The following is a 20,906-nucleotide window of genomic DNA, read 5'->3' as shown; positions in this document are numbered from 1 at the left end:
GGTGGGGTCCTCGGGGCCGGCGGCTGTGTCCCCACGCACACTACCCGTGGAACCGAGTCCCAGCAACGGGGGACCCGGTTCCACGGGTAGCGGTGTGGAGGACGAGGCGGCCACGGCCCCGCGGGCCGGCGGCGCTCTGGCGCCGCCGGTCAGGCGCCGGTCAGATGATGTCCCGGCCCTCGCGCCTGGCCTCGGCCAGCTCGCGGAAGAACGAGCGCGAGACCGTGAACAGGACGCCGGCGACGACGACCGGCCACACGAGCACGTACAGCGTCAGGAAGAACGGTTCCATGGAGGACTCCTTGGTCTACTTGCCGGCCGACTGGGCGGCGGCCTGGACGGATTCGGGGGTCTCGAAGTTGCCCGTCCGCTCGGCGATCGAGCGGAAGTCGAAGCTGCGCTTCGAGCGGACCGACATCAGGTAGCACACGACGGTCGAGACGGCGTAGGCCACGAGGGAGCCGCTCAGCACCGTGTACTCGTGCAGCTGCCCGAACGCGAACGGGGCCGCGATGAGGGCCGCGACGGCGCCCACGATCTTGGCGACCTTGCCCCCGAAGAAGCCGAAGGACATCAGGCCGACGACGACGCCGACGCCGACGATCGACACCACGTCCACGACGTACCCGAGCGCGCCGTCGAGCGCGACCCACCCGAAGCGCACCGGCAGGAACGCGGCCATCGCGGCGAGCGTGCCGACCGTGAACGCGGCGTTGGTGACCTTCTCCCAGTAGAAGGACGCGATGACGGGGAAGACGAGGCAGCCCCACAGCGCGCCGACGAACACCAGCAGGTCTAGGATGTCGAACTGGGCGGTGGCGAAGAACAGCCCGGCGCCGATCGCCAGGACCATGCTCACGCGGCCGATGAACAGCATCGTCTTCGGGTTGGCCTTGCCCTTGCCCTTGGACTGGCCGTAGATGTCCGCCATGACGATGGAGGACAGCGCGGACAGGTCGGAGTCGGCCGTGGAGGCGAGGGCGCCCACGATCATGATGACGAACAGGCAGAGCATGATCGGTCCCAGGTACGTGCCGGCCATCTGCGGGATCAGGTTGTTCGTGTCGCCGTTCAGCGGGTCCAGGCCCAGGTAGAGGGCCATCACGCCGAGCATGCCGATGCCGATGATGGTGGCGCCGTAGCCGATCGTCGCGGTGACGAACGTGGGCTTGATGAGGTCCTCGCGGACGGCGAAGAGGCGCTGCGCGATGGTCTGGTTGCCGATCGCGTAGGCCAGGACGGCCGCGATGTACGGGGCGCCCTGGTTCATGAACGCCTCCGAGGAGAAGAAGTTGCCCTGCTGCGGCGTCAGGTTGGCCGCGCCCTGGACGAACATGTCGGGGCCGCCGGCCGCGAAGAACACGACCGGGATGATGACGACGACGGCGCCGAGCATGGCGAGCACCTGCGCGAAGTCGGTCAGGACGGACGCGCGGAAGCCGGACCACAGCGTGTACAGGAGCACGCCGGCGGCCATCACGAGGATGCCCTGCTGGAAGGTGAACGGCGAGAGCAGCGACACGAGGGCGCCTCCCGCAATGAGGTTGGACGTGAGGCTGATCAGGCTGCCGAGCACGTTGGAGCCGGCGAGCATCAGCTGGGACGAGCGCCCGTGGCGCACGTACATGACTTCGGCGAGGGTGTGGGCCTTGGGCGCGACCTTGCGGATGCGGCGCCCGAATGGGTAGATGAACAGGATCATCAGGGCGCCCCAGAGGCCGTAGTGGATCGGCCCGGAGATGCCGTACGTGTAGCCGGACGTCGCCGACGCGTACATGGACGCGGCCCAAATCCACGTCGCGGTCATGGACGCGGCCGAGATCCCGAATCCGATGTTGTTGCCGGCGGTCATGTAGCCGTCGGCGTTTTCCTTCTTCTTACTGATCATTAGGGACATGACGAACGTGCCGCCGAAAAACAGCACCAGCAGGCCGATCATCAGCCAGCCGCTCATCAGCGGCGTTTCACCCGTTACAGGTGGCATGCGTCTCCTCCTCCAGCGGGGGCGCGCCACCGGCAGCACGCCGCCCCATCAGGCGCGCCGGCCCGCGAGGGCTCCATTGCTCGCGGCCCGCTCCGGGCCGCCGTTGTCCGGTGGGGGACACACTCAAGGCGCGCGTTCCACCCGGCGTCGATGCCGGACCGGTCCGCCGCGCCGTGTGCGCGGCTGCCACGGCGGCGCCCGCGGTCGGCGGGGCATTGCCGTGTCCAGTCTGCGGGCCCGCGTGGGCCCGTCGTGGAACCGGTGTCGCCGAGGCTCCGCTCGGAACCGTGCTCGACAAGTCGTTGCTCAGGGCAACACCGCTTTTCCACTGTAGCACCGGAACCGCCGAGGGACCCGGGAGGGGCCGGGGCGCACCCCGGGAACCGGTTGCGCAGGGCGCTCGCGGGGCGGCCGGACCCGCGCCGTGGCGCGCATCGGGCGGTGGCGGGGGCGACGGTGTGGCACTGGGCACACCGCGCGCACCGCGGGCGCCGGCCCGGTGCCGGAGGGGGCGGCGGAGGGCCCGCCGTCGTCCCCTAGAGCCCGTCGAGCCCGACGGCGGCGCTGCCGGTTCCCGCCTCCAGGATCCGGACCAGCATGGCCCGCTCGGTCGTGTTCTCCCCCAGCACGTTGGGCTTGCCCGCCCCGTGGTAGTCGCTGGACCCGGTGGTGATCAGGCCGTGGCGGCGGGCGAGGTCGCGCAGGAACCGCCTCCCGTCCTCCGGGTTGTCGCGGTGGTCCACCTCCACGCCGAGCAGGCCGGCGTCGATCATCTCGTCGAACACGGCGGGGGCCACGACGCGCCCCCGCAGGGACGCGACCGGGTGCGCGAAGACCGGCACCCCGCCCGCCGCGCGCACCAGGCCGACGGCGGTGACGGGGTCGACGGCGTAGTGCCCGACGTAGTAGCGGGACTGGCTGGTCAGGACGGTCGCGAACGCCTCCGTGCGGTCGGAGGCCACGCCCGCGGCCACGAGCGCGTCGGCGATGTGCGGCCGGCCGATGGTCGCGCCCGGGCTGGAGTGCCGGTTCACCGCCTCCCAGTCGATCGGGAAGTCCTCGCTGAGCAGTTCGACCATGCGCCGGGCGCGGTGCACGCGCGCGTGCCGGGCCTTGTCGATCTCCGCGAGCAGGCCCGGGTGCCCGGGGTCGTGCAGGTAGGACAGCAGGTGGACGCTGATGCCCGTGGCCGTCTTGCAGGAGATCTCCATGCCGGGGACGAACCCGATGCCCAGCCTCCGGGCGGCCGCCGCCGCGGGCTCCCATCCGGCGGTCTGGTCGTGGTCCGTGAGCGCCAGGGCCCCCAGGCCGGCCTTCGCGGCCTGCGCCACCACGTCCGCCGGCGGCTCGGTGCCGTCGGAGACGTTGGAGTGGGTGTGCAGGTCGATCAGCATGGCCCCCAGCCTAATCCGGATCGCCGCGCCCGGCGGGAGTCCTGTCGCAACGCGGCCCGCCGCCCGGGGCGGGGGCCGGCACCGCCCTCCCGCAGCCGGTTGGCCGCCGCCGCCGCTGGTGCGACGATGGGTCCGTGATGACTGATTCCACCACCCACGGAACCGACCAGCCGCTCGAGGAGCGGGTCGGGAACCGCTCCCAGCGCCCCACGTCCGACGCGTTCAAGGAGTTCATGGGCGCGCACTGGGCCCCGCCGTCGACCTCCATCCCCGTCCCGGACGCCGTGGCCCCGCACGCCGCGGCACGGCGCCGGGCCCTCTCCGGGCGCTTCCCCGGCGAGCGCCTCGTCGTGCCGGCGGGCCCGCTGAAGACCCGCTCCAACGACACCGACTACCGGTTCCGGCCGCACTCGGGCTTCGCGCACCTGACCGGCTTGGGGCTCGACCACGAGCCCGACGCCGTGCTGGTGCTGGAGCCCACCGCGGAGGGGCAGGGCGACGGCGGCGGCCACCACCAGGCCACGCTCTACTTCCGGCCGCTCGCCGGCCGCGACTCCGAGGAGTTCTACTCCAACGCCCGCTCCGGGGAGTTCTGGATCGGCCCGCGCCCGACGCTCGGCGAGATCGCCGCCCGCACCGGGATCCCGACCGCCGACCTGTCCGCGCTCGAGGTCGCCATCACCAAGGACGCCGGCGCGGTGGAGATCGGCGGGGTCCGGATCCGCCTGGTCCGCGAGGTGGACCTGAACGTCGAGGCGCTCGTGGACACGTCCCGGATCAACACGGGCGTGGACCTGGAGGCCTCCGACGCGCTGGACGGCGAGCTCACGGAGGCGCTGTCCGAGCTGCGCCTGGTCAAGGACGAGTGGGAGGTCGACCAGCTGCGCATCGCCGTCGCCGCCACGGTCCAGGGCTTCCACGAGGTCGTCCGGGCCCTCCCCCGCGCCATCGCCCACGACCGCGGCGAGCGCGTCGTCGAGGGCGCCTTCTTCGCCAAGGCCCGCGAGGAGGGCAACGACCTCGGGTACGACACGATCGCCGCGGCCGGCAACAACGCCACCGTGCTGCACTGGATCCGCAACAACGGCCGCGTCGAGCCCGGCGACCTGCTGCTCCTCGACGCCGGCGTCGAGGCCGACTCGCTCTACACCGCGGACATCACGCGCACCGTCCCGGTCAACGGGCGCTTCTCCGAGGTGCAGCGCCGCGTCTACCAGGCCGTGCTGGACGCGGCGGACGCCGGCTTCGAGGCCGCCCGGCCCGGCAACCGGTTCCGCGACGTGCACGCCGCCGCCATCCGGGTCCTGGCCGAGCGCCTCGAGGAGTGGGGCCTGCTGCCCGTGCCGCTGGAGGAGGCCCTGTCCGAGCAGGGCCAGCAGCACCGGCGGTGGATGCCGCACGGCACCAGCCACCACCTGGGCCTGGACGTGCACGACTGCGCGCAGGCCAAGCGCGAGCTCTACCTCGACGGGACCATCGAGGAGGGCATGGTCTTCACGATCGAGCCCGGGCTCTACTTCAAGGCCGAGGACCTCGCCGTCCCCGAGGAGTACCGCGGCATCGGCGTGCGCATCGAGGACGACGTGCTCATCACGCGCGACGGGTGCGAGAACCTCAGCGCCGCCCTGCCCCGCACCCCGGAGGACGTGGAGTCCTGGATGGCCGGGATCGCCGCCGCGGAGGGCCACCACCCGGCGTAGCCGGACCGGCCGCGGCCGCCTGGGCGCTCAGCCGTCGCGGCGCTCAGGCGCCGCGGCGGCCGCCGTCGTCGTCCGTGTCCGGATCCCCGGAGGTGGCGTGCGGGCCGTGGGCGTCGCGCGGGTCCTCCCGCGGCTCGCCCTCGGGCTCGTCCCGCCGCCGGCCGTCCGCGCCGCCGTCGGCGGCCTCCGGCTCCGCCCCGCCCGCGGGGGCCTCCGCCGCTTGGCGCCCTCCGGACGCCTGGTCCTGCCCGAGCCGGAGGCCGAACTGCGGCCGCCCGTCGGGCAGGTCCTCGTACCCGCTGCGCCGGGGGGTCCCGCCGTTCGCGGGCGCCGCCTCGCCGCCGTCCCGTGCGTCCTGGCCCGCCGGGGCCGCCGGGGCCTGCGCCTCCTGCGGCGGCGCCCACGCCGGGCTGACGTGCTGCGCCTGGTTCGGGCCCATGGGCAGCTTGGACGCGACCTGCCGGGCCTTGGCCGCGTGTTCGAAGGCAACGACGACGTCGTAGTACCCGGCCATCACCTGGCTGGACGAGGCGAAGTCGCGCCGCCCGCGCCGGAACGAGTAGCCGAGCACGCCGACGAGCATCCAGATCGCCATGCCCAGGCCCACGGAGGACAGGATCTGGGCCAGCCCGCCACTGGGCGTGAACAGGCTCAACAGCAGGCCCACGAACACGCCGAACATGGCGCCCTGGGCCGCGCCGGCCATCGCGACCTTCGGGTAGCTGAGCTTCCCGGTGACCCGCTCCACCATCTTGAGGTCGTTGCCGACGATGCTCACGTTGGTGACGGGGAAGTCGTTGTCCGCCAGGTAGTCGACCACCTTCTGCGCGTCCAGGTAGGACGTGTACCGCCCCAGCACCTCCCCGCGGGGCAGCTGTGCGGACGCCTCGGTGGACGGCTTGGACGTGAATGGCGATGACATGCTCCCATTCTGCCCGAGCGCACGCGCGCGCGGGCCCCCTATCGCTGCTGGTGAACCGGGGTTCCCGTGCCGCGCCGTGGCCCCGGCCACCCTCGCCGCCGGCCGCACGGCAGGCAGTAGGCTGGGCGCGTGAGCAGCTCGTTGAGGAAGGTCTTTATCGCCCGCCTGCTCGGCCTTGACGTGTTCGACCCCCTGGGTGACCGGCTGGGCCGGCTGCGGGACGTCGTCGTGTTCGACCGCGGGGCCGCCAAGCCCGCGCAGTGCGTGGGCCTCGTCGTCGAGGTCCCGGGGAAGAAGCGCGTGTTTGTGCCCATGACGCGCGTCCAGGCGATCGAGCCGAGCCAGGTCATCTGCTCGGGTCTGGTCAACCTCCGCCGGTTCCAGCAGCGCGGCGCGGAGCGCCTCGCCGCGGCCGAGCTGTTCGACCGCCGCGTCGTGTTCAAGGACGGCAGCGGCGCCGGGGTCGTCGAGGACATCGGCCTCCAGCGCGAGTTCGGCGGCGACTGGACCATCTCCGACTACTACATCCGCCGCGGCGAGCCCGGCGGGTTCCGTCCCCTGCGGCGACTGGCCCGCGGCGAGCGCGTGCTCGTGGCCTGGGACGAGGTCGCCCACGGCACGCCCGAGGAGCCGCAGGCCGCCACGACGTTCGTGGCGGCCCACGAGGAGCTCAAGCCCGCGGACTTCGCCGAGGCCCTGCACGAGATGAGCGACAAGCGCCGCCTCGAGGTCGCCGTCGAGCTCCAGGACGACCGCCTGGCCGACGTGCTCCAGGAGCTCCCGGACGAGGAACAGGTGCAGATCCTCTCCGCCCTGGACATGGAGCGCGCCGCCGACGTCCTCGAGGAGATGGACCCGGACGACGCCGCCGACCTCCTCCACGAGCTCACCGAGGACCAGCAGGAGGCCCTCCTGCAGCTGATGGAGCCGGAGGAGGCGAAGGACGTCCGCCGCCTGCTCGAGTACGAGGAGGACACCGCCGGGTCGATGATGACCCCGGTGCCGGTGATCCTGCCGCCGGAGGCCACGGTGGCGGAGGCGCTGGCGTACGTGCGCCAGGAGGAGCTCAGCCCCGCCCTGGCGTCCACGGTGTTCGTGTGCCGCCCGCCGCTGGAGACCCCCACGGGCCGCTACCTCGGCGTCGTACACATCCAGGGCCTGCTGCGCTGCGCGCCGCCGGAGCCCCTCGGCGCCATCCTCGACACGGACCTGGAGCCGGTCTCGGACCTGGCGCCGGTCGCCGAGGTGGCCCGGAACCTGGCCGCGTACAACCTGACGGCCATGCCGGTGGTCAACGCGGACGGCCGCCTCGTCGGCGCCGTCACCGTCGACGACCTGCTGGACCACCTGCTCCCCGACGACTGGCGCACGCGCGACGACGAGGACGAACCGACCCCGGGAGGTGTCGTGAATGGCTGATCGGAACCCGCAGCAGCAAGGCCCCGGGCTGGACACGCCCCTGGCGGCCCGGGACCGCATGTTCCCGCGCTGGCGGCCCAACCCCGACGCGTTCGGCAGCGCCACCGAGGGGTTCGCCCGCTTCATGGGCACCCCCCAGTTCCTGCTCTGGATGAGCGTGTTCTGCATCGCCTGGCTGGCGTGGAACACGTGGGGGCCGTCGAACCTGCGCTTCGACTCCGCGGCCCTGGGCTTCACCGCGCTGACCCTCATGCTGTCCCTGCAGGCCTCCTACGCCGCTCCCCTGCTCCTGCTGGCCCAGAACCGGCAGGACGACCGGGACAAGGTCTCGCTCACGGAGGACCGCAAGCGCGCCGAACGGAACCTGCACGACACGGAGTACCTCACCCGGGAGCTCGCCGCCCTGCGGATCGCCCTGCGCGACGTCGCCACCCGCGACTACGTCCGCTCCGAGCTGCGCAGCGCCCTCGAGGAGCTGCTGGAGTCGAACGAGGGCGAGGACATCCGCCTGCGCGGCAAGTCGCCCAAGCGCAAGCGCGAGCGCGTCACCGACGCGACGGGCATGGTCCCGAAGGTCAAGGGGCCCCGGTCCGGCCGGGGCCCGGAGGGCGGCGCCGGTGCCTGATCCCTCCCCCGCCGAGGCGCTGCGGGACGCGCTGGCGCGCGTCCAGGACCCGGAGCTGCGCCGGCCCATCACGGAACTGGGCATGGTCGAGTCGGTCCATGTGGACGACGGCGGCGCCGCCACGGTCCGGATCCTCCTGACCATCGCCGGCTGCCCCCTGCGCTCGACGATCGTCGAGGACGTGCGCGCGGCCGCGGACGGCGTGCCCGGCGTCTCCGGCGTGCACGTGGACCTCGGGGTCATGACGGTGGAGCAGCGCACGGCCCTGACGGAGTCCCTGCGCCGGCGCACCGTGCCGTTCGCCGCCCCGGGCTCCCTGACCCGGGTCATCGCCGTCGCCAGCGGCAAGGGCGGCGTCGGCAAGTCCTCGCTGTCCGTGAACCTCGCCTGCTCGCTGGCCGCATCCGGGCTGAACGTGGGGATCGTCGACGCGGACGTGCACGGGTTCTCCGTGCCCGGCCTGCTCGGGATCCCGGACGCCTCCCCCACGCGCGTCGGCGAGCTGATCCTGCCGCCGGTCGCCCACGGGGTGAAGGCGATCTCGATCGGCATGTTCCTCGACACGAACCGGCCCGTCGTGTGGCGGGGGCCGATGCTGCACCGCGCCCTGGAGCAGTTCCTGACCGACGTCCACTTCGGGGACCTCGACGTCCTCCTGCTGGACCTTCCCCCGGGGACCGGGGACATCGCCATCTCCGTCGGCCAACTGCTCCCCGGCTCCGGCATCCTCGTCGTGACGACCCCGCAGGCCGCGGCCGCCGAGGTCGCCGAGCGCGCCGGGGCCGTCGCCGCGCAGACCGGCCAGCACGTGGTCGGGGTCGTGGAGAACATGTCGTGGCTGGAGCTGCCGGACGGGACCCGGATGGAGCCGTTCGGCTCCGGCGGCGGCGCGGACGTGGCCCGACGGCTGTCCGAGCGGCTCGGGGCCGACGTCCCCCTGCTGGGCGCCGTCCCCCTGGATCCGCGGCTGCGCGAGGGCGGGGACGCGGGCCGGCCGGTCGTGCTGTCCGACCCGGACTCGCCGGTCTCGCGCGAGATCGCGTCGGTCGCCCGGACGCTCGCGGGCCCGCGCGGGCTGGCGGGCCGCCGACTGGACGTCACGCCGCGCTAGTCCGTGGCCCCGCCGCCCAGCCACACCGGCCCCCGCACCCGCGCCCCGCAGCCGCGCACGTTCCCGGAACACCGCGGCTCGGCCAGCGGGGGACGCACCCGTGTCGTCGGCGGAATTCACGGCCCTGGGCGGGTGGCTCTCAGGTGGCCTCGGCGTCGAACGGGGCCGGCTCGCCCTCGGCCAGCGGCACGACGGCGGGGCGCTCCGGGGCGGGCAGCGCCCGCGGCTTCGGGGCCGGCTCCTTGGCGGCGGCCACCGCGTCGTCGAAGTCGTCGAGCAGCGCGTCCTTGATGATCTTGCGCGGGTCGTATTGGCGGGGGTCGAGCTTGCGCCAGTCGATGTCGGCGATCTCGTCGCCGACCTCGTCGCGCAGCTGTTCGCGGGCGCCGGTGGCCATGCGGCGCAGCTCCTTCACCAGCCGGGCCAGCTGCTGGGCGTAGGTCGGCAGCTTGTCGGGCCCCAGGATGAGCACCGCCAGCACGGCGAGGATGAGCAACTCGCCACCATTGATTCCGAACACCACGAAGAAGAGCCTACCGGGTCCGCGGGGCGCTCAGGCGCCCGGCTCCAACACCATGAGACGCGTGAGGCCGCGCACGACGCGTTCCCAGCCGGCGTCCTCGGAGGCCTCCGGGCCGGTCGCGAGCCGCGCGTTCTCGCTGACCACGACTCGGTGCACGATGGCCTCCCGGCTGCTCTCCGGAAGGTCGGCCGTGATCCAGTACTCGGCGGTGGGCAGCCGGAGCGTCGTGGTGCGCGGCCGGAATTCACTGGACGTTCGCCGGGCCGACACCCCGAAGGGCTCCAGCCCCCCGGGCCCCGCGGCACCGTCAGACGCGGCGGCCGGCCCGCCCGCCATCGGGTCGCCGGACGGGCCCCTGCGCTCCGCGACGACCACGCTCCCCTCGGCACCCGAGAACTCCAGGACGACCTCCGCCTCGCCGTCGACGAGGCGGCCGGTGGCGCGGTCCAGCCCGAGCCCGAGGTGGACGAAGCGGGGGCAGTTCCACCCGGCGTCCCGCAGGCGGCCCAGGTCGTCCCCGGACAGGGCGACGCCGGCGGCGTCCCAGCCGCGCGAGGGGTCGTCGTCCGTTCCGTCCGTGGGGCCCCCGAGCGCCCATCCGGCCCCCAGGACCCCGGCGACGAGCACGGCGACGACGGCGGCGGCCAGCAGGGGGGCGGCGGCGCGCCAGAGGGGCCGCGGCTGCTGGCCGTCCTCGAGGCCCGTCCATCCGGGGGCGACACGGGCCCCTCCGTCAGGCGCTGCACCAGGGAGGCGTCGGGAAGCGGGGCGGTCGCCGCGGGGTCGGACAGCGCGGCCAGCCGGCGCTTGAGCCGCCGCCGGTCCTCGAGCTGGACCCTGCAGTCCTTGCAGCAGTCGACGTGCCGCTCGTAGGCGCCGCGCCGCTTGTCCCCAAGCTCCCCGTCCAGGTACGCGTCCGCGTCCCGCTGCCTCCAGTGCATCAGTGCACTCCGGGTACGGCCGGCCCCACCTTCGGTCGCGCGACGCCGGCGGGCGCGGAGGGGTTCCGGTGGGCGAGCTTCTCCCGCAGCAGCGAGCGGCCGCGGTGGATCCGGGAGCGGACGGTGCCGAGCTTGATGCCCAGGACCCCGGCGACCTCCTCGTAGGAGAGCCCCTCGAGGTCGCAGAGCACGACGGCGGCTCGGAAGTCGGCGGGCAGCGAGTCCAGGGCCGCCTGCACGTCGATGTCGAGGTTGTTGTGCTCGAAGCTGCGCTCCGGGCCGGGCTCGCGGCCGGGCACGCGGGCCTCCGCGTCCTCGGCGAACGCGTCGAAGCGGATCCGGCCCCGGCGGCGCGCCTGGTCGAGGAAGAGGTTCGTGGTGATGCGGTGCAGCCAGCCGTCGATCGTGCCGGGCTTGAAGTTGTGCAGCGACCGGAAGACGCGCACGAACGTCTCCTGGGTGAGGTCCTCGGCGTCGTACCGGTTGCCGGTCAGCCGGTACGCCAGCCGGTAGACCTTCGGCGAGTGGCGCTCGACGATCTCCTCCCACGTGGGCACGCCGTCCTCGGCGGCGACGGGGGCTGCGGGCTGGGCGGTGGCTTTCACGCCATCCAGTGTGCCGGACCACCCTGTGAATGGGCTGGGTGCCCGCCCGGAGCCCGCCGACGGCCGGAGTGCCCCTCTGGCCGCCGCGCGGCACGGGAGCGGCGTAGGATGGACCCGGCCGCATCCGCCCCACCGCACCGAAGGAACCGCACCCACGCCCATGAGCTCCGACAAGCAGAGCAGCTGGTCCTACACGGAGGCCCTGCCCGTGGAGGACGACGTCGTCGTCCGCGCCCGGGCCCGCGGCCACGAGCTGGGCGTCGTTCCCGTCGGGTCGGGCACGGCCGCCCTGCTGACCGTCCTGGCCGCGGCCTCCCGGGCGCGCACGGCGGTGGAGGTCGGCTCCGGCGTGGGCGTCTCCGGCGTGAGCCTGCTGCGCGGCCTCGACCCGTCGGCCGTCTTCACGACCATCGACATCGACCTGGACCACATGGACGCCGCCCGCACGGCGTTCCAGGAGGCCGGCGTCCCGGCCAACCGCACCCGCACCATCTGCGGGCGGGCCCGCGACGTCCTGCCGCGCCTGACGGACGCCGCCTACGACCTCGTGTTCGTCGACGCCGACAAGACGCACCTCGTCGACTACGTCGACCACGGCCTGCGCCTGCTGCGCCGCGGCGGGATGCTGGTCCTCAACGACTCGCTCGACGGCGACCGGGTTCCCCAGCCGGCCGTCCGCCAGCCCGGCACCGTGGCCGCCCGCCAGGCATTCCGGCTCCTGCGCGACCGGGACGACCTGCACCTGGCGACCGTGCCGACCGGCACCGGCCTCACCGTGGCGGTCAAGGCCCGCTGAACAGCCTCCTGGACGGGGCACGGCCCGCCACCGGGCCGGGGCACGCCAAAGGGCCCGGCAATTCCCCCGCCGGGCCCCTCACGTCGTGGTCGCTACGCGTCCTCGGTGACACCCACCAGGCACTCGCGCAGCTCGTTCGCCTCCGCCGCGTTCAGTTCCACCACCAGGCGGCCGCCGCCGTCGATCGGAACACGCATGATGAGGCTACGGCCTTCCTTGGTGACCTCCATGGGCCCATCGCCGGTTCGCGGTTTCATCGCAGCCATTGGCGCAGTATTCCTCTCTAGAGTGAACGGGGATCACCCCGCCGATCCAACGTCGTTCCGCGTCCGACCAGTGCGGATGCGGCGCAACCTGCACCATGTATTATTCCGGGTTTTCCGTCGTGGTCCTAATCACGGACCCCGACCGCGCGTCGTCCAGTTCGGCATTCAGCCGCGCGATTTCGGCGTCGAGGGACTCCAGGACGGCGTCCACCTGGTCGCAGCGGTAGCCGCGGAGGGCGACGGCGAAGCGCACCCGGCGCACGTCGCCCGGGCCGGGGCGCTCCGGCAGCAGGACGGGCGGGAGCGAGGCCACGGGCTCGACGAGCCCGAACAGCGGGGCCCCGCCCTCGTCCTGCCCGGCGTGCTCCCGGCGGGACGCCCCGCGCGAGCGCCGGGTGCCCACCGTCGCGAACGCGGCACCGCCCACGGCGAGGACCCCGAGGAACAGGAGGACGAACTCCACCTCAGCCTCCCGTCGCCTCGGTGTGCCGGACGCCCTCGATGTGCTCGGCCGCCCACTCCACGGCCTCCTGGGCGTCGTCGGTCAGCCGGACCAGGTCCAGGTCGCGCGGCGAGATCGCGCCCTCGGCGGCGACCGTGTCCCGGAGCCAGTCCAACAGCGGACTCCAGTAGCCGGTCCCGACCAGCACGATCGGGAACCCGGTGACCTTCTCCGTCTGCACGAGCGTGAGGGCCTCGAAGAGCTCGTCGAGGGTGCCGAAGCCCCCGGGCAGGACGATGAAGCCCTGCGAGTACTTCACGAACATGGTCTTGCGCGCGAAGAAGTAGCGGAAGTTGATGCCCAGGTCGACCCATTCGTTCAGGCCGGTCTCGAACGGCAGCTCGATGCCGAGGCCCACGGAGACGCCGTCGGCCTCGCACGCGCCCTTGTTCGCGGCCTCCATCGCCCCCGGCCCGCCGCCGGTGATCGTCGCCAGGCCGCGGGCGGCCAACAGGCCACCGATCCGCTCCGCCAGGGCGTAGGTGTCCGAGCCGCGCGCGGACCGGGCGGACCCGAAGACGGACACGGCGGGGCCGAGCTCCGACAGCGTGCCGAAGCCCTCCACGAACTCGCTCTGGATGCGCAGCACGCGCCAGGGATCCGTGTGCGTGAAGTCCTCGCGCCGGCCGTGCGTGTCGAGGAGGAACCGGTCCGCCTGCGCGATCTGGGCCTGGCGCCGGCGCAGGACCACCGACCCCTTGCGCCGTGCGGGATACGTCTGCGGCCCGGGGCCGTCCCCGGGCGCCTGGTGCTCTGGCATGGGACCACCCTACTGCCGGGGGCGCCGGAGGGCGGAGTCCCCCGCGGCCGCCCCCGAGGGCGGGTGTCAAGTCCGTGTCACCATCCGATAAAGATTCTTGCCACAACGGGCGCATCCCGCAGTGTGTCGCACGTAACATCCGCTAGTGTCGGGTGTCATGAGTACAGAAACGCCGGCGGCGTCTGACCAGCACGGACCCATCGTCAAGATGGCGGGCGTCAACAAGCACTTCGGCCGCCTGCACGTGCTGCAGGACATCGACCTCGAGGTGGCGCGCGGCGAGGTCGTCGTCGTCCTCGGCCCCTCCGGGTCCGGCAAGTCCACGCTGTGCCGCACGATCAACCGGCTGGAGACCATCGACTCCGGCGACATCTACATCGACGGCAAGCGCCTGCCCGAGGAGGGCAAGGCCCTGGCCCGGCTGCGCGCCGACGTCGGCATGGTATTCCAGTCGTTCAACCTGTTCGCCCACAAGTCCATCCTGGAGAACGTCACGCTCGGGCCGATGAAGGCCAAGGGCATGCGGAAGGCCGAGGCGGAGAAGCTGGCGATGTCGCTGCTGGAGCGCGTGGGCGTGGCGAACCAGAAGGACAAGATCCCCGCCCAGCTCTCCGGCGGACAGCAGCAGCGCGTGGCGATCGCGCGGGCCCTGGCCATGAAGCCCAAGGTCATGCTGTTCGACGAGCCCACCTCCGCCCTGGACCCCGAGATGATCCAGGAGGTCCTGGACACGATGGTCGGCCTGGCGCGCGAGGGCATGACGATGATCGTGATCACCCACGAGATGGGGTTCGCGCGCAAGGCGGCGGACCGCGTGGTGTTCATGGCCGACGGCCAGATCGTCGAGCAGGCCACCCCGCAGGAGTTCTTCACCCAGCCCCGGTCGGAGCGCGCCAAGGACTTCCTCGGCAAGCTCATCACCCACTGACCGGCACCCACCGGCCGAGAACCAACCAACCACCACTCGCGCCCCGGGCCGGAACGGCTCCCGGGCATCCGAAGAGGAGAAACACATGCGCACATCCCGTTACGCGTTCGGAGCGCTCGCCGCAGCGTCCGCCCTGGCCCTGTCCGCCTGTGGCGGCGGCGGTGGCGACGCCGGATCCGAGGGCGAGGGCGGCGGCGACGGCGTCCGCATCGGCATCAAGTACGACCAGCCCGGCCTGGGCTTCCAGGAGGGCAACGAGTTCACCGGGTTCGACGTGGACGTCGCCAAGTACGTCGCCGGGGAGCTCGGCTACGCGGAGGACCAGATCGAGTGGGTCTCCGCCCCCTCCGCCAACCGCGAGACGCTGCTGGAGACCGGCGCGGTCGACATGATCTTCGCGACGTACTCGATCACGGACGAGCGCAAGGAGCGCGTCGCGTTCGCCGGCCCGTACTTCGTCGCCGGCCAGGACCTGCTGGTCCGCGAGGACGACACGTCCATCAAGGGCCCCGAGGACCTCGAGGGCAAGAACCTGTGCTCCGTCACCGGCTCCACCTCCGCCCAGAAGGTCAAGGACGAGTACCCCGGCGTCAACCTCGTCGAGCAGGCCGGCTATGCCGACTGCCTGGGCCTGCTGGAGACCGGCGGCATCGACGCGGTCACCACGGACGACATCATCCTCGCCGGCCTGGCCGCGACCGAGGCGAACCAGGGCAAGTTCAAGGTCGTCGGCAACACGTTCTCCGAGGAGCGATACGGCGTCGGCCTGCCCAAGGAGAACGACGTCTGCGAGGACGTCAACGCCGCCATCGAGAAGATGATCGAGGAGGGCGCCTGGGAGCAGGCCCTGACCGCGAACACCGAGGGCACCGGCTACAAGCCGAACGCCGAGAAGAACCCGCCGACGCCGGACGCCTGCGCCTAGCGCCGCACGTCCGCCCGTGGGGGCCGGCCCGCCCGGCCCCCACGGACCACTCCGCACCCTAAGGAGCAGCCGTGAGTGGCTACCTGTCCCTCTGGGACCAGTACGGCCCCCAGATGCTGGCGGCGTTCTGGGCGAACCTGCAGCTGACGTTCTGGGCCGCGCTCGGCTCCCTCGTCCTCGGCACCGTGCTGGCCCTGATGCGCATCTCCCCCGTGCCCAGCTTCCGGGCCATCGGGACCTCGTACGTCAACATCTTCCGCAACACGCCCCTGACCATCATCCTGACGTTCGGCGTGCTGGTGCTCTTCGGCGTGTTCCGCCTCCAGCTCAGCGGCGACTTCCAGATGAACTTCTTCCAGATCGCGGTGCTGGGCCTGACCCTCTACCACTCCGCGTTCGTCTGCGAGGCCATCCGCTCCGGCGTCAACACCGTCCCCCTGGGCCAGGCGGAGGCCGCCCGGGCGATCGGGCTGAGCTTCCTGCCGGCGGCCCGGCTGGTGATCCTGCCGCAGGCCTTCCGCGGCGCCGTGGCCCCCCTGGGCAACGTGCTGATCGCGCTGACGAAGAACTCCACCGTCGCCGTCGCCGGCTCGGTGGCGGAGATCTCGGGCCTGATGAAGACGATGATCGAGTTCCGGGCCGACGTCGGGATCCTGATCTTCCTGACCGTGGCCATGTTCTTCGTCGTCGTGGTGATCCCCGTCGGCCTGCTGACCACCTACCTCTCCAAGAAGCTGGCGGTGTCCCGATGAGCGCCCAGTCCGTCCTCTTCGACGCCCCCGGGCCCGCCGCCCGGCGCCGCGTCCTGATCGTCAACGTCATCGGCGTCCTGCTGGTCCTCGCGCTGGTCGCCTGGGTCCTGAAGACCATGAACGACGCCGGCCAGCTCGACGCGGCCAAGTGGAGCGTCTTCGGCGAGGGCAGCGTCTGGAACGCCTACGTCCTCCCCGGCCTGCTGAACACGCTCAAGGCGGCCGTCGTGGCCATCGCCACGTCCCTGGTCTTCGGGTTCGTCTTCGGCGTGGGCCGGCTGTCCCACAACCGCGTGGTGAACTGGGTGAGCTCGGTCGTGGTCGAGTTCTTCCGCGCCGTGCCGGTCCTGCTGATGATGATCTTCTTCTGGATCTTCCTGGCCCGGGCCGCGGTCGTGGCGCCCTCCGACGCGCCGTTCGTCGCGGTCGTGCTCGGCCTGACCCTCTACAACGGCTCCGTGGTGGCCGAGCTGATCCGCTCGGGCGTCCACGGCCTGCCCAAGGGCCAGCGGGAGGCGGCGACGGCGATCGGCCTCACGCGCGGCCAGTCGCTGCGCAACATCGAGATCCCGCAGGCCCTGATCGCGATGCTCCCGGCGCTGATCAGCCAGTTCGTGGTGATCCTCAAGGACTCCGCGCTCGGCTCGATCATCAACTACAACGAACTGCTGTTCAACGCGAAGCTGGTCGGCACCGGCAACGCGAACGTGCTGCAGGCGCTCGTGGTCGCCGCGTTGGTCTTCATCCTGATCAACTTCGGGCTGACCCGGCTGGCCGAGCTCGTCGCGACGCGCCTGTCCAGCCGCCGCCACCTGAAGGTGCAGCAGGAGGCGCCGCTGCTGGTGGGCAAGGACGCGGCCGAGCCGGTCGACGACACGGCCGACGACGGCGCCTCCGGCCGGCGCTAGGCCGTCAGCCAGCGGGTGAGCGCGGCGAGGCACTCCCGCACGGCGTCGGCTTCGACGTGCTCGTCGTCGGTGTGGGCCAGCAGGGCGTCGCCGGGGCCGAAGTTCACGGCCGGGATCCCGAGTGCGGAGAAGCGGGCGACGTCCGTCCACCCGTACTTGGGCTTCGGCTCGGCCCCCACCGCGGCGACGAACGCCGCGGCGGCCGGATGCCGCAGGCCCGGACGGGCGCCCGGGGCGGCGTCCGTCCGCTCGACGTCGAAGCCGTCCAGCAGGTCCCGGACGTAGGCCTCCGCGTCGTCCACGGTCTTGTCCGGGGCGAACCGGTAGTTCACCTCGACCTCGCACGCGTCGGGGATGACGTTGCCGGCCACGCCGCCGGCGATCCGCACCGCGTTCAGGGACTCGCGGTAGGCCAGCCCGTCCACGTCCACCGTCGCCGGCTCGTGGGCTGCGAGCCGGGCGAGGATGGGCGCCGCCGCGTGGATCGCGTTCTCCCCCATCCACGCGCGCGCCGAGTGGGCGGCCAGCCCCCGCGTGCGGACCAGGAAGCGCGACGTGCCGTTGCAGCCGCCCTCGACGGTGCCGTGCGTGGGCTCGAGCAGCACCGCGAAGTCCCCGGCCACCAGCTCGGGGCTGTTCGCTACCAGGCGCCCGAGCCCGGACTTGGCGGCCTCGACCTCCTCGTGGTCGTAGAAGACGTAGGTGACGTCCCGGTTCGGCTCCGTCAGGGACGCGGCAAGCGCCAACTGCACCGCGACCCCGCCCTTCATATCGGTGGTGCCGCGCCCGTACAGCCGGTCGCCGTCCCACGCGGACGGGACCGTCCCGAGCGAGCCCGGCACCGTGGGCAGCGGCACCGTGTCCAGGTGCCCGGCAAGCACGACGCGCTCGGGCCGCCCGAGGCGGGTGCGGGCGACGACGGCGTCGCCGTCGCGGTGGACCGCCAGGTGCGGAAGCCCCCGCAGCACGGCCTCGACGGCGTCCGCGAGCGGCCCCTCGCCGCCGGAGACGGACTCGATGTCCACGAGCGCGGCAGTCAGCTCGGCGACGTCGCCGGCCACCGGGAGGCGCGCGGCGAGGGGGCGGGCGGGCAGGGGCGGCACGGCATCCGGGGAAGTCACCGGACCAGCGTAGCGCGGCCGGCCGCCGGTACCATGGGGTCATGACTTCCCCTGCCACCGAGCACGCCCCTGCCCAGAACAACGCGGTCCGCACGGCCGCCGGCATCGGCCTGGCCACCCGCGCCGCCGATGGCTCCGTCCTCGACGTCTGGTTCCCCGCGCCCGTGCTGGGCACGCTGGCCGACGCGCCGAAGGTCGACGGCGAGCTGGCCGCGGCCGCCGCGGACGATGCCGACCGGGGCACGACCCAGGAGGTCGTGCGCCTGGAGATCGACCTCGACGTCGCCCCCGCCGACACGTGCGACGCCTGGCTGCGCCTGCACCTGCTCTCGCACCGCCTGGTCGCGCCGAACAGCCAGAACCTCGACGGGATCTTCGGGCTGCTGACCAACGTCGTGTGGACCTCCCAGGGCCCGTGCCCGGTCGACGGCTTCGAGCTCATCCGGCTCAAGCTGCGCCGCCGCGGCCCGCTGGCCGTCTACGGCGTCGACAAGTTCCCGCGCATGGTGGACTACGTCGTGCCCGCCGGCGTCCGCATCGGCGACGCCGACCGCGTGCGCCTCGGGGCGCACCTGGCGTCCGGCACCACCGTCATGCACGAGGGCTTCGTGAACTTCAACGCCGGCACGCTGGGCTCCTCGATGGTCGAGGGCCGCATCTCGGCGTCCGTCGTCGTCGGCAACGGCTCCGACGTCGGCGGCGGCGCCTCGATCATGGGGACCCTCTCCGGCGGCGGCAAGGAGAAGATCACCATCGGCGAGCGGGTCCTGCTCGGCGCGAACTCCGGCGTCGGCATCTCGATCGGCGACGACTGCGTGGTCGAGGCCGGGCTCTACGTCACGGCCGGTTCGCGGGTCGAGGTCTCGGGCAAGACCGTCAAGGCGCTCGAGCTCTCCGGCGTGCCGAACCTGCTGTTCCGCCGCAACTCGACCACCGGGGCCATCGAGGCCCTGCCGCGGGAGGGGCAGACCGTGGAGCTGAACACGGCCCTGCATGCCAACTAGCCCGCACGACCGCGTCTTCGCCCTGTCCTCCGGCCGCGGCCGGGGGGCGGGGCGCTCGCATGGGCGGCGGCGCCGCCGACTGCGCGGGGCGTTCGCCCTGCTGCTGGCCGCCGTCGTCGTCTCCGGCGGCGTCTGGGCCGTCTCCGTGTTCCTGGACCGGGAGCAGGTCCTCGTCCGGGAGCGGTGCACCGCCGTCGTCGGCTCGGAGACGCACGACCTCGCGCCCGACCAGGCGCACCACGCCGCCCTCATCGCGGCCGTGTCGGTCCGCCGGGGCATGCCGGCCCGCGCGGCGACGATCGCCATCGCGACCGCCGTGCAGGAGTCGAAGCTGCGCAACATCGACTACGGCGACGACGCCGGCCCGGACTCGCGCGGGCTGTTCCAGCAGCGCCCGTCCCAGGGCTGGGGCACGCAGGAGCAGGTCATGGACCCGCTCTACGCGGCCAACCGCTTCTACCAGGAGCTCGCAAAGTTCGACTACCGGTCCATGCCCGTGACCGAGGCGGCCCAGAAGGTCCAGCGCAGCGCCTACCCCGACGCCTACGCCGACCACGAGCCCGAGGGCCGCGCCTACGCCTCCGCCCTGACCGGCCACTCCCCCGCCGCCCTGAACTGCACGCTGCGCCGGGCGGACGCGCCCGGCGACCCCGCGGCCACGGCGGCGGCCCTCGAGGCCGCCTTCGGGGACCTCGGGACCAGCGTGGACGGGAACACCGTCACCGTGCCCGCCGACGGCACGCTCGGGTGGGCGGTCGCCCAGTGGGCCGTCGCCAGCGCGGCCGAGCAGCGGATCGCGTCCGTGGGCCACTCCGGGCTGGTCTGGAGCCGGGCCGAGGACCAGTGGGTGCCGGGCCCGACCGAGCCGCGCTCCGTCGTCGTGACCCTCGCCCGGGCCTCCGGCGAGGGCTAGAGCATCTCCACGATCGGGCCCATGTAGCTGAGGAACAGGTCGCGGTCGCCGTTGAGCGACTGGTCGAGGATCACCGTGTGCGGCTCGACGAACCAGGCCCGCGGCTCGGCCAGCGGCAGCTCGATCAGGGTCAGTTCCACGGGCCGCTCCCCGTCCCGCTCGGGCGCGAACCGGCGCTCGGCGAGCATCTCCTCCAGCACCTGGAGGTTCTCGTGGGCCTCCTCCGAGCGGGCCAGGGCGCCGTACTCGAACGCGCGCTGCCGCGCCCACGCAGTCGCGCTGCCGTAGTGGGCGCGCATCAGGCGCTGGAGCGTGGGCGAGTCGTCGAACGAGGCGAACGGCGGGGGCTCGACCTCGCCGTCGTCGGCGGGCCCCTGCCGGATCAGCCGCTGCCACCAGTCGTGCCACTCCTGGCGCAGCTCCGCCTGGGCCGAGTGCGGGATCTCGGCGGCGGCCGCGGGCTTCACGTGCGGCGCCAGCGGGCACACCACGGGCGGCACGGGGTGCTGGATGTCCGCGAGGTCCCGAAGGTACAGGGCCATGAGCATCTGTCCGTGGGTCCCGGCCGAGACCTTCCAGCCGTCTCCGGTGCGCACATACATCCGCCGGCCCCTCCTCGTCAGCGTGGTGTCTCCGGCGCCGGTGCGGGACGCCGGGCCCCCTCCTCAAGGGTAAACCCGTCCCCGCCCCGGCGCACCCGTCCGTCCCGTCCCCCTTTTAACGCCGTCGGCGGCCGCCCCACGGGGGACGGCCGCCGACGGCGGGTGCGGCACCGCGGTGCCCGGGCGGGCCCGGAGGAGGACCGCG

At 73.0% G+C, this 20,906-nt stretch carries 23 protein-coding genes; 11 read left to right on the top strand and 12 right to left on the bottom strand.

The genetic code is table 11. The features are described 5' to 3' along the window. Window positions 1-160 precede the first annotated feature (160 nt). From AC1Q5D_RS01790 to AC1Q5D_RS01780, 3 genes are all read right to left on the bottom strand, one after another. Entirely contained in the window at window positions 161-292 is a 132-nt protein-coding gene (locus tag AC1Q5D_RS01790) for a putative transporter small subunit (protein WP_481736847.1), read from the bottom strand. Between the two features lie 15 nt (window positions 293-307). Then, a complete protein-coding gene (locus AC1Q5D_RS01785; RefSeq protein WP_481736846.1) occupies window positions 308-1,984 on the bottom strand; it encodes a sodium:solute symporter family protein in 1,677 nt (558 codons plus the stop codon). Between the two features lie 536 nt (window positions 1,985-2,520). Further along, a complete protein-coding gene (locus tag AC1Q5D_RS01780) occupies window positions 2,521-3,378 on the bottom strand; it encodes a PHP domain-containing protein (RefSeq protein WP_481736845.1) in 858 nt (285 codons plus the stop codon). Between the two features lie 137 nt (window positions 3,379-3,515). Here AC1Q5D_RS01780 and AC1Q5D_RS01775 point away from each other — a divergent pair, with 137 nt between their 5' ends. Next, the gene (locus AC1Q5D_RS01775) at window positions 3,516-5,078 is read left to right on the top strand and encodes an aminopeptidase P family protein (RefSeq protein ID WP_481736844.1); all 1,563 of its coding nucleotides are present in this window, start codon (window positions 3,516-3,518) and stop codon (window positions 5,076-5,078) included. A gap of 43 nt (window positions 5,079-5,121) precedes the next feature. Here AC1Q5D_RS01775 and AC1Q5D_RS01770 read toward each other — a convergent pair whose 3' ends face one another. After that, complete coding sequence (locus tag AC1Q5D_RS01770; RefSeq protein ID WP_481736843.1) at window positions 5,122-6,000, bottom strand: YflT domain-containing protein; 879 nt, start codon at window positions 5,998-6,000, stop codon at window positions 5,122-5,124. Window positions 6,001-6,129: 129 nt separating this feature from the next. Here AC1Q5D_RS01770 and AC1Q5D_RS01765 point away from each other — a divergent pair, with 129 nt between their 5' ends. Genes AC1Q5D_RS01765 through AC1Q5D_RS01755 form a run of 3 tightly spaced genes read left to right on the top strand, consistent with a single transcriptional unit; the run spans window position 6,130 to window position 9,155 of the window. Continuing rightward, window positions 6,130-7,419, top strand: a complete 1,290-nt coding sequence (locus AC1Q5D_RS01765) for a magnesium transporter MgtE N-terminal domain-containing protein (RefSeq protein ID WP_481736842.1) — start codon at window positions 6,130-6,132, stop codon at window positions 7,417-7,419. Continuing rightward, complete coding sequence (locus AC1Q5D_RS01760) at window positions 7,412-8,044, top strand: DUF1003 domain-containing protein (RefSeq protein WP_481736841.1); 633 nt, start codon at window positions 7,412-7,414, stop codon at window positions 8,042-8,044. The genes AC1Q5D_RS01765 and AC1Q5D_RS01760 overlap by 8 nt, the downstream gene beginning before the upstream one ends. Next, complete coding sequence (locus AC1Q5D_RS01755; RefSeq protein WP_481736840.1) at window positions 8,037-9,155, top strand: Mrp/NBP35 family ATP-binding protein; 1,119 nt, start codon at window positions 8,037-8,039, stop codon at window positions 9,153-9,155. The genes AC1Q5D_RS01760 and AC1Q5D_RS01755 overlap by 8 nt, the downstream gene beginning before the upstream one ends. Before the next feature lie 139 nt (window positions 9,156-9,294). Here the strand turns inward: AC1Q5D_RS01755 and AC1Q5D_RS01750 are convergent, their stop codons facing one another. The 3 genes from AC1Q5D_RS01750 to sigE all read right to left on the bottom strand — a co-directional run bounded on the left by AC1Q5D_RS01750 (window position 9,295) and on the right by sigE (window position 11,224). Beyond that, window positions 9,295-9,675: a sec-independent translocase gene (locus AC1Q5D_RS01750; protein ID WP_481737049.1), complete on the bottom strand. Its 381-nt coding sequence runs from the start codon at window positions 9,673-9,675 to the stop codon at window positions 9,295-9,297. A gap of 33 nt (window positions 9,676-9,708) precedes the next feature. Beyond that, window positions 9,709-10,305: a hypothetical protein gene (locus AC1Q5D_RS01745; RefSeq protein WP_481736839.1), complete on the bottom strand. Its 597-nt coding sequence runs from the start codon at window positions 10,303-10,305 to the stop codon at window positions 9,709-9,711. A 313-nt stretch (window positions 10,306-10,618) separates the two neighbouring features. Then, window positions 10,619-11,224, bottom strand: a complete 606-nt coding sequence (gene sigE / locus AC1Q5D_RS01740) for an RNA polymerase sigma factor SigE (RefSeq protein ID WP_481736838.1) — start codon at window positions 11,222-11,224, stop codon at window positions 10,619-10,621. 160 nt (window positions 11,225-11,384) lie between these two features. Between sigE and AC1Q5D_RS01735 the strand changes: the two genes are divergently transcribed. Beyond that, window positions 11,385-12,020, top strand: coding sequence for an O-methyltransferase (locus AC1Q5D_RS01735; protein ID WP_481736837.1), 636 nt, complete (start codon window positions 11,385-11,387; stop codon window positions 12,018-12,020). Between the two features lie 92 nt (window positions 12,021-12,112). Here AC1Q5D_RS01735 and AC1Q5D_RS01730 read toward each other — a convergent pair whose 3' ends face one another. From AC1Q5D_RS01730 to AC1Q5D_RS01720, 3 genes are all read right to left on the bottom strand, one after another. Beyond that, window positions 12,113-12,286, bottom strand: a complete 174-nt coding sequence (locus AC1Q5D_RS01730) for a DUF3117 domain-containing protein (protein WP_481736836.1) — start codon at window positions 12,284-12,286, stop codon at window positions 12,113-12,115. A gap of 100 nt (window positions 12,287-12,386) precedes the next feature. Then, window positions 12,387-12,749, bottom strand: a complete 363-nt coding sequence (locus AC1Q5D_RS01725; protein WP_481736835.1) for a DivIVA domain-containing protein — start codon at window positions 12,747-12,749, stop codon at window positions 12,387-12,389. A gap of 1 nt (window position 12,750) precedes the next feature. Next, window positions 12,751-13,548 (bottom strand): LOG family protein, encoded by a 798-nt coding sequence (locus tag AC1Q5D_RS01720; RefSeq protein ID WP_481736834.1) that lies wholly within the window; start codon window positions 13,546-13,548, stop codon window positions 12,751-12,753. 199 nt (window positions 13,549-13,747) lie between these two features. Here AC1Q5D_RS01720 and AC1Q5D_RS01715 point away from each other — a divergent pair, with 199 nt between their 5' ends. The 4 genes from AC1Q5D_RS01715 (at window position 13,748) to AC1Q5D_RS01700 (ending at window position 17,061) form a co-directional block, all read left to right on the top strand. Next, window positions 13,748-14,476 carry an amino acid ABC transporter ATP-binding protein gene (locus tag AC1Q5D_RS01715; protein WP_481737048.1) on the top strand — a complete coding sequence of 243 codons (729 nt, stop codon included), beginning with the start codon at window positions 13,748-13,750 and terminating at the stop codon, window positions 14,474-14,476. A gap of 85 nt (window positions 14,477-14,561) precedes the next feature. After that, window positions 14,562-15,401, top strand: a complete 840-nt coding sequence (locus tag AC1Q5D_RS01710; RefSeq protein WP_481736833.1) for a glutamate ABC transporter substrate-binding protein — start codon at window positions 14,562-14,564, stop codon at window positions 15,399-15,401. 71 nt (window positions 15,402-15,472) lie between these two features. Continuing rightward, on the top strand, window positions 15,473-16,153 hold the full coding sequence (locus AC1Q5D_RS01705; RefSeq protein ID WP_481736832.1) for an amino acid ABC transporter permease: 681 nt from the start codon (window positions 15,473-15,475) through the stop codon (window positions 16,151-16,153). Continuing rightward, a complete protein-coding gene (locus tag AC1Q5D_RS01700) occupies window positions 16,150-17,061 on the top strand; it encodes an amino acid ABC transporter permease (protein ID WP_481736831.1) in 912 nt (303 codons plus the stop codon). Before AC1Q5D_RS01705 ends, AC1Q5D_RS01700 begins: the two co-directional genes overlap by 4 nt. On the opposite strand, the gene dapE is transcribed toward AC1Q5D_RS01700, so the two are convergent. Next, complete coding sequence (gene dapE / locus AC1Q5D_RS01695; RefSeq protein WP_481737047.1) at window positions 17,058-18,155, bottom strand: succinyl-diaminopimelate desuccinylase; 1,098 nt, start codon at window positions 18,153-18,155, stop codon at window positions 17,058-17,060. The two genes, AC1Q5D_RS01700 and dapE, sit on opposite strands and share 4 nt — an antisense overlap. Window positions 18,156-18,223: 68 nt before the next feature. On the opposite strand from dapE, the gene dapD reads away from it, so the two are divergent. Further along, complete coding sequence (gene dapD / locus AC1Q5D_RS01690) at window positions 18,224-19,186, top strand: 2,3,4,5-tetrahydropyridine-2,6-dicarboxylate N-succinyltransferase (protein ID WP_481736830.1); 963 nt, start codon at window positions 18,224-18,226, stop codon at window positions 19,184-19,186. Between the two features lie 79 nt (window positions 19,187-19,265). Continuing rightward, window positions 19,266-20,099: a hypothetical protein gene (locus tag AC1Q5D_RS01685; protein ID WP_481737046.1), complete on the top strand. Its 834-nt coding sequence runs from the start codon at window positions 19,266-19,268 to the stop codon at window positions 20,097-20,099. Here AC1Q5D_RS01685 and AC1Q5D_RS01680 read toward each other — a convergent pair. Next, the gene (locus AC1Q5D_RS01680) at window positions 20,096-20,701 is read right to left on the bottom strand and encodes a hypothetical protein (RefSeq protein ID WP_481736829.1); all 606 of its coding nucleotides are present in this window, start codon (window positions 20,699-20,701) and stop codon (window positions 20,096-20,098) included. The two genes, AC1Q5D_RS01685 and AC1Q5D_RS01680, sit on opposite strands and share 4 nt — an antisense overlap. Window positions 20,702-20,906 lie beyond the last annotated feature (205 nt).

The organism is Arthrobacter paludis, assembly GCF_056782315.1.
The sequence above is the reverse complement of the archived record's forward strand: the minus strand, read 5'-3'. Positions and strand labels throughout refer to the sequence as shown.